The organism is Bacillus sp. GMs2/2, from assembly GCF_050172095.1.
GTDB lineage: Bacteria > Bacillota > Bacilli > Bacillales > Bacillaceae_G > Bacillus_A > Bacillus_A cereus.
This window is the reverse complement of sequence record NZ_JBNLYE010000242.1, coordinates 1-6,252: the sequence shown is the minus strand read 5'-3', so window position 1 is coordinate 6,252 and position 6,252 is coordinate 1. Positions and strand designations below refer to the sequence as shown.

Here is a 6,252-nt window from a genome sequence, read left to right as displayed (position 1 = left end):
AGAAAGCTGGTGATTCAGTGAAGAATCGATTTAGTATTGCTTTATTTCTCACTATTGTTACGACAAATATTATTCTATATTTCTTCTTACCATCAAATATTGTTACGAAATGGGACTTTAATGGAACGCCTACATCAACAATGGATAAAAGCACTTTTGTAATCGTAAATATAATTATATGTTCCTTCTTATTCTTTGTATTTTTAGCTTTATCTAAAGCAGCGAGTAACCAGAAATTTCTCCATTGGATCGGCAACACAATGTTACTATTCTTATTTTTTGTCGATATTGTCATCGCCCTCATCGCTCTTGGCTTTTCACTTCCTCTTGATCATTTCATATTTTTAGCATTAGGGCTTTTATTTATATTAATAAGTTATTTCAGTTCCAAAATTGATACGACTAAATCAACCGTTTCATTAGAATGGAATGATAAGTACCTTGAAAAAAGAGCTTCAAATATTAGTAGTATTTCAATGATGATAGCAGGTATTTTTTTAGCGATACTTCCTTTTATCGTTTCTGCTCCCTATAGAGGTTATGCTATACTAGCAATTCTTTTAGGAATGACGCTTATCATTCTGCCGAGTACAATTTATTTACTTATTAAAGACAGCAAGCAATCTACTCCTTTAAAAAAATAGGAGGTTATATCCCTCCTATTTCAACTTAATGTTTTATTTTTCACTTTTTCTATCTCAACTAAAATCCCTTTCTCTATCCAACCCTCTACGCCATCTTTTTTAATTAAATCATATCCTGAACAGCTATCATCAATGAGAGAAACGATATCTCCCTTCCTAACGCTTATTTGCGCACAAGAAATATCGGTTTTCACTGTATATTCACCTGACTTAAGTTGTTTCATATATTCATTTTTTACAGTGAGCACATTATTCGTTTCCTTTTGTTTACATACGGTGTAATCTTGCATCTTCTCGATAGGCTCTATGTAATAATACGGATATGTCACTCCGCCCTGCATTTCTGAATTCGCATTAAAATCTGCTATTACTTCGTACTCTGGAAAATAGTCTACATATGTATAAGAAAACGTATCGCCCGTTTGTTTCCTCTGAATAATAAATACGTTTAATTGCCCTGCTTCTTTAATTGCATTTCCTCCATCAATTGCAATAATTTTTTTCTCCTTATCAATAACTGGATTATTAGACGGTGCTTCTTCAGAATAGTTCACGACAGGCCAATGACCGACTATTACATACTTATTTGCTTTATGTGATTGATTGAAAAACTCCGGCATTGCTATCGCATTTTTGCGCTCAGTTTCTTTCCAATCTACTCTATCTTCTAGACCGGCATGCACAAAAATATAATCTTCTGTTTCAATCGCTGTTGGCAACTCTGTTAGCCAATATAGTTCTTGTGAAAATTCACTTAACAATGCTTCTTTCACTTCACGAATTGAAGTGCCCTCATGAACTGAAAAAACCAATTGCTCTAGCCATTCATTAAAAATTGAATGCTTCCTCGTACATAAATAATTAATAAGACCAGGATTTTCATTTAGAAGAGCATCAACTAAAACTTCACAATTCCCTTCAACAACGTGAACCTTTGAATTGTTCTTTACAAGATTCATAACGTAGTTTACTACGCCTACGCTATCTCGTCCTTTCTCGCAAAGATCTCCATTAATAATTAAATAATCTTCATCTTTAAAGTTAACTTTATGTAGTGCTTCTTTTAAAAGATTTAATTCTCCATGAATATCCGATATGACGATAACTCTAGCATCATTAGGGATTGATAGTTTCTTTATTTTTTTCAAGTATAAGCGCTCCAATCATCCTCTTTATTAAATTAAAACAATTCGACAAAATACACTATATAACCTTTTCAAATACATATACCATAACTTACAACCTATTTACGGTTCAATAATAACTTAAAAAATAAGAAGAAGCTGTTCCCAACTTTTGCGGGACAACTTCTTCTTATTTTTTATAATTCTTTATAAAAAGAATAACTCACCTTATCATACCCTTCTCTTTCATAAAAACGATGAGCATCAATTCTTGAAAATGCTGACGTGAGGACGATAGACTCACATCCGTTTTCCTTTCCCCAGTTCTCTATATACGAAAGTAATACTTTCCCATGTCCTTTTGAACGATGTGCTTCTGCTGTTACAAGGTCATATACGAAAACGTGTTTCTTATTATAAAAGTTCGTACAAATCGCTACACCTGCAAGGCTAACAACTTCATCATTCTCATTACGCAGCGAAAATAGTTTATAATTTTCTTCTTTCATATTTCGAAATAAAGAGCTTGTTTCCTCTTTTGAAAGTTTCATTCGTAATTGCTGTAAAACAGGTAATACTTCATGTAATTGCTCTTCTGTTACTACTTCTTTAACATTCATTTTTAACTCTCCTCCAACTATTTATTTAATTTTCTAAATGTTATATCATTATTATAGAAAGTAACTGCCCTTCACTTAAGTGACAGTTTAAGTGTTTTTTATAAGGCCAGTTTTAAAGGAGATTTTTATATGGATTTTACTATCCCATTGCAATTACAAAGTAACACACCTATTTACTTGCAAATTTACGAATATATAAAAGCTGAAATTATACAAGGGACTATTTCTGTCGGCACACGTCTACCCTCACACAGAAATTTAGCATCACAACTTAATATTAGCCGCATTACTGTTGAATCAGCTTATCAACAATTATTAGCTGAAGGTTATGTAGAAAGTAAACCGAAACGTGGTATTTTTGTAGCAAATTTCGATATTGACGTTATCCCAAATAAAAAGCGAAATGCAGCAAAGAAGACGAGCAATTTGATAGACGAAAAATTTGAATATGATTGTAGCCAAGGACTTATTGATCAAAATGCATTTCCGATTACAAATTGGAAACGAGCATTACAAGAATCCATACTTACATACGAAAATGCACTATTTGCCAAAGAAGACCCTCAAGGTGAATTCGCTCTTCGAGAGCATATATCAACATATTTATATCATTCTCGCGGTGTCCATTCTTCACCTGATCAAATTGTGATTGGCGCCGGAACGCAGCCACTTCTCTGGCTACTACTTCAACTGCTTGGCCCTACAAAAGAATACGGCATTGAAAACCCTGGATTTCACCGTATACACGCAATCATTAAAAGCTGTGATAGACAAATTCATCCCATACCATTGGATGAAAAAGGGATTGATATTTCTAGTTTATACAATACAAATTCCAATGTCGCATACGTTACACCATCACACCAATTTCCACTCGGGATTATTATGCCTTTATCTAGAAGATTAGAATTGTTAAAGTGGGCTAATGATTGCAGCGGATACATTATTGAAGATGACTATGACGGAGAGTTTCGCTACGCTGGTAAGCCGATTCCTTCTTTACAAAGTCTTGATTCAAATGAACGCGTTATTTATATGGGAACTTTCTCAAAATCTTTTTTACCTTCTTTACGAATGGGATATGTTGTTTTACCACCACACCTTTTAAAAACGTATCAAGAACTGCATGGAATTTTCAAACAAACAGTCGCTACAATACAACAACTTGCTTTTGCTAACTTTATACAAAGCGGGAATTGGGAACGTCACCTTAATCGGAGTCGTACACTATATAAAAGAAAACATCATGCGTTAGTAAAATCCATTATGAAAGAAATGGGGGCTAATGTTCAAATTCTTGGCGAACAGTCCGGACTTCATATTGTTTTATGTGTCCATAACAGTATGAATGAAAATGAACTGATTGAATCCACTAAAAAACAAAGCGTTAAATTATACCCACTTTCTCCATATGATTTCGTGAATGATTTACGTAAGGAATCATACGTATTACTCGGCTTTGGTAGTATTCCAGAAAATAAAATTGAAACGTTGGCTACATTATTAAAAGACGCTTGGTTTCCTAGTTGCAAGGAAACTTTTTAACAGTGGATTTAATTTGTAACATGTTAACAATTCAACAAAATAAAAAAGAAGGCTGTGCCAAAATAACTTTTTGGACAGCCTTCTTCTAGTTATTCACCTGACCTAGCTTTCCTTCCCGGACGTTTCACACCAGTCGTTTCTGTTGAATAGGAAGCTTCGATTATAGCGGCTGGATCTACAGAGAGAACGAGATCTTTCATTTTCGGATAAATGAATCGGTTTGTAATGCAATAAATGATTCTCTTATGCTCCCCTAAAAAACCACCTTCTCCATGTAGATACGTAACAGATAGTTGCAATTCTTTCATAAGTAAATCGCCTATTTCTTTATTCTTACCAGAAATAATCATAACGCTCTTACCTTGATTAATACCATCTAATATAAAATCAATCATCTTCGTAACAATATAGAAAATTGCTAATGAGAACATCGCTTGTTCGATTGAAAATAAAATGGCAACAAAGATGAAAATAACTGCATTTACTGCAAGTAAAAATGTACTAATCGGTACATTAAAGTGTTTATTCATCCAAACTGCTAACATTTCCGAACCGTCAATTGCTCCACCCATTTTAACAACAATCCCAACACCAATTCCAAACAGTACTCCACCATAAAGTACAATTAATAACTCAGAAGTCGTAATTGCTGGAAATGGTTTTAAATAAATTAATCCGAGTGTTGTAACTACATTCGCATAAGATGTACGGATAAAAAATTTCTTTCCCATTACTTTTGCAGTAAATAATAAAATTGGGATATTAATTCCTAAGAACACACCATAAAGCGGCAATCCTGCGACTTTATTTGCCATAATAGCAATAGCCGTTACCCCGCCATCTACTAATCCATTAGGTGCTAAAATAAGCTCTAATGAACCTGCTACTATAATTGAGCCAATTGTTAATAATACGTATTCAAATACTTTCTTCATTCATTACCCCCAAAACTTATATATTTTCTTAGTATTATTTTAACGTAATTTTACTACTAATTCAAAGGTATCGATTTATATACACAAAAGTTTCTCCTTTATCGCTATTTTTATGTAACACATGGAACGCGTAATACTAAAAACACACTTACAAATTAAAAGTAAGTGTGTTTTTAACATCTATTTAATCTTTACGTACGGCTTCATTTTTAATTTGAATATTTCCTCAACTGCCCTTTGATATCCACCGGCATTTCTAAGCGACTCTCCCACTTTACGACTATTCTCCTTAAACGTCACATCATCCATTACTTTCTTTACAGTCTCACGTAACAATTCAGAAGTTAACTCGTTGCGATTAAGTCTTATTCCTGCCCCTACTTCAGTCAATCGTTTTGCAACGAATGGCTGATCTCCTGTTACCGGAATTACAACTAATGGAACACCGTAATATAACGCTTCACTCGAACTATTCATACCACCATGTGTCACGAATACATCAGCATGCTGTAAAACTTCTAATTGCGGGACATAATTATACAACTTAAAGTTTTTCGGGATATTTTCAAATTGACTTATATTTATCTTCTTACCAACGACTAATACGACTGTCGCATCAACATCTTTAAACGCTTCAAAACATTTTTCATACAAAGCAGGTTGTTCATTAAAAACTGTTCCCATAGAAATGAAAATCACTTTTTCATTTTTTAAATCTTCGGTAGGAAAACTCCCCACTTCTTTTCGAGTAGCAATTGATGGACCTACAAATTTATACGATTGATCAAATACCTCTGAACGTGGCTGATATTCTTTTGAAGTATATACAATCGTAATATCACCAGGATGGTTCATAATATCATACATACTATTACATTTCATTCCATACTGCTTATTCCATCTTTCCATTCCCGCTAAACAAGATTGATATAATGGATCCATTTCATCTACTTGTCTCGATTCTTGCTCATCATGAAAATTAATGTACTGATTAACAGCAAACGTTGTACAGGATGAAACGCTTGGTAATTGTAAAATATTCGCTATAATACGTCCTACTGGAAAATGATTATCATATATTAAATAATCATATTTTTCCTCTTTTGTTTCTTCTACAATTTGAGTAACAATACGCTCTGATGCTTCAATCATATGAGATAGCATCGTCAAAGGGCTCCCACCTTCATTTACTCGTTCCATAATATTAATTTGAGAGAGAAAATTCTCAAACACTCGGAATTCCGCACCTGTTGCTTCAACCTTCTTTCTATAATCTTCAATACAATAAGAAACAACTGTTTCCCCTCGCTGAATTAACTCACTTACAACAGCTAAAGTTGGATTAATATGACCTTCCCCAGGAAAATTTATTACGAGTACATTT

At 33.6% G+C, this 6,252-nt stretch carries 6 protein-coding genes; 2 read left to right on the top strand and 4 right to left on the bottom strand.

Annotated elements, in window-relative coordinates:
* Positions 1-17: 17 nt before the first annotated feature.
* Positions 18-644 carry a DUF1648 domain-containing protein gene (locus ACQGS6_RS21240; RefSeq protein ID WP_069604490.1) on the top strand — a complete coding sequence of 209 codons (627 nt, stop codon included), beginning with the start codon at positions 18-20 and terminating at the stop codon, positions 642-644.
* A 20-nt stretch (positions 645-664) separates the two neighbouring features.
* Here the strand turns inward: ACQGS6_RS21240 and ACQGS6_RS21235 are convergent, their stop codons facing one another.
* Positions 665-1,792 (bottom strand): metallophosphoesterase, encoded by a 1,128-nt coding sequence (locus tag ACQGS6_RS21235; protein ID WP_000721388.1) that lies wholly within the window; start codon positions 1,790-1,792, stop codon positions 665-667.
* Between the two features lie 173 nt (positions 1,793-1,965).
* Complete coding sequence (locus tag ACQGS6_RS21230; RefSeq protein ID WP_001101112.1) at positions 1,966-2,388, bottom strand: GNAT family N-acetyltransferase; 423 nt, start codon at positions 2,386-2,388, stop codon at positions 1,966-1,968.
* 129 nt (positions 2,389-2,517) lie between these two features.
* Here ACQGS6_RS21230 and ACQGS6_RS21225 point away from each other — a divergent pair, with 129 nt between their 5' ends.
* The gene (locus ACQGS6_RS21225) at positions 2,518-3,933 is read left to right on the top strand and encodes a PLP-dependent aminotransferase family protein (RefSeq protein ID WP_426965544.1); all 1,416 of its coding nucleotides are present in this window, start codon (positions 2,518-2,520) and stop codon (positions 3,931-3,933) included.
* Positions 3,934-4,022: 89 nt separating this feature from the next.
* Here ACQGS6_RS21225 and ACQGS6_RS21220 read toward each other — a convergent pair whose 3' ends face one another.
* Positions 4,023-4,868, bottom strand: a complete 846-nt coding sequence (locus ACQGS6_RS21220; RefSeq protein ID WP_000755125.1) for a YitT family protein — start codon at positions 4,866-4,868, stop codon at positions 4,023-4,025.
* A 180-nt stretch (positions 4,869-5,048) separates the two neighbouring features.
* Positions 5,049-6,252, bottom strand: a 1,204-nt coding sequence (locus ACQGS6_RS21215) for a macrolide family glycosyltransferase (RefSeq protein ID WP_426965543.1), incomplete at its 5' end; no start/stop codon positions are given.

Bases quoted from the DNA above. Each gene is read 5' to 3' on its own strand.
- ACQGS6_RS21230 (WP_001101112.1), bottom strand. From the start codon at position 2,388: ATGAATGTTAAAGAAGTAGTAACAGAAGAGCAATTACATGAAGTATTA.
- ACQGS6_RS21220 (WP_000755125.1), bottom strand. From the start codon at position 4,868: ATGAAGAAAGTATTTGAATACGTATTATTAACAATTGGCTCAATTATA.
- ACQGS6_RS21225 (WP_426965544.1), top strand. From the start codon at position 2,518: ATGGATTTTACTATCCCATTGCAATTACAAAGTAACACACCTATTTAC.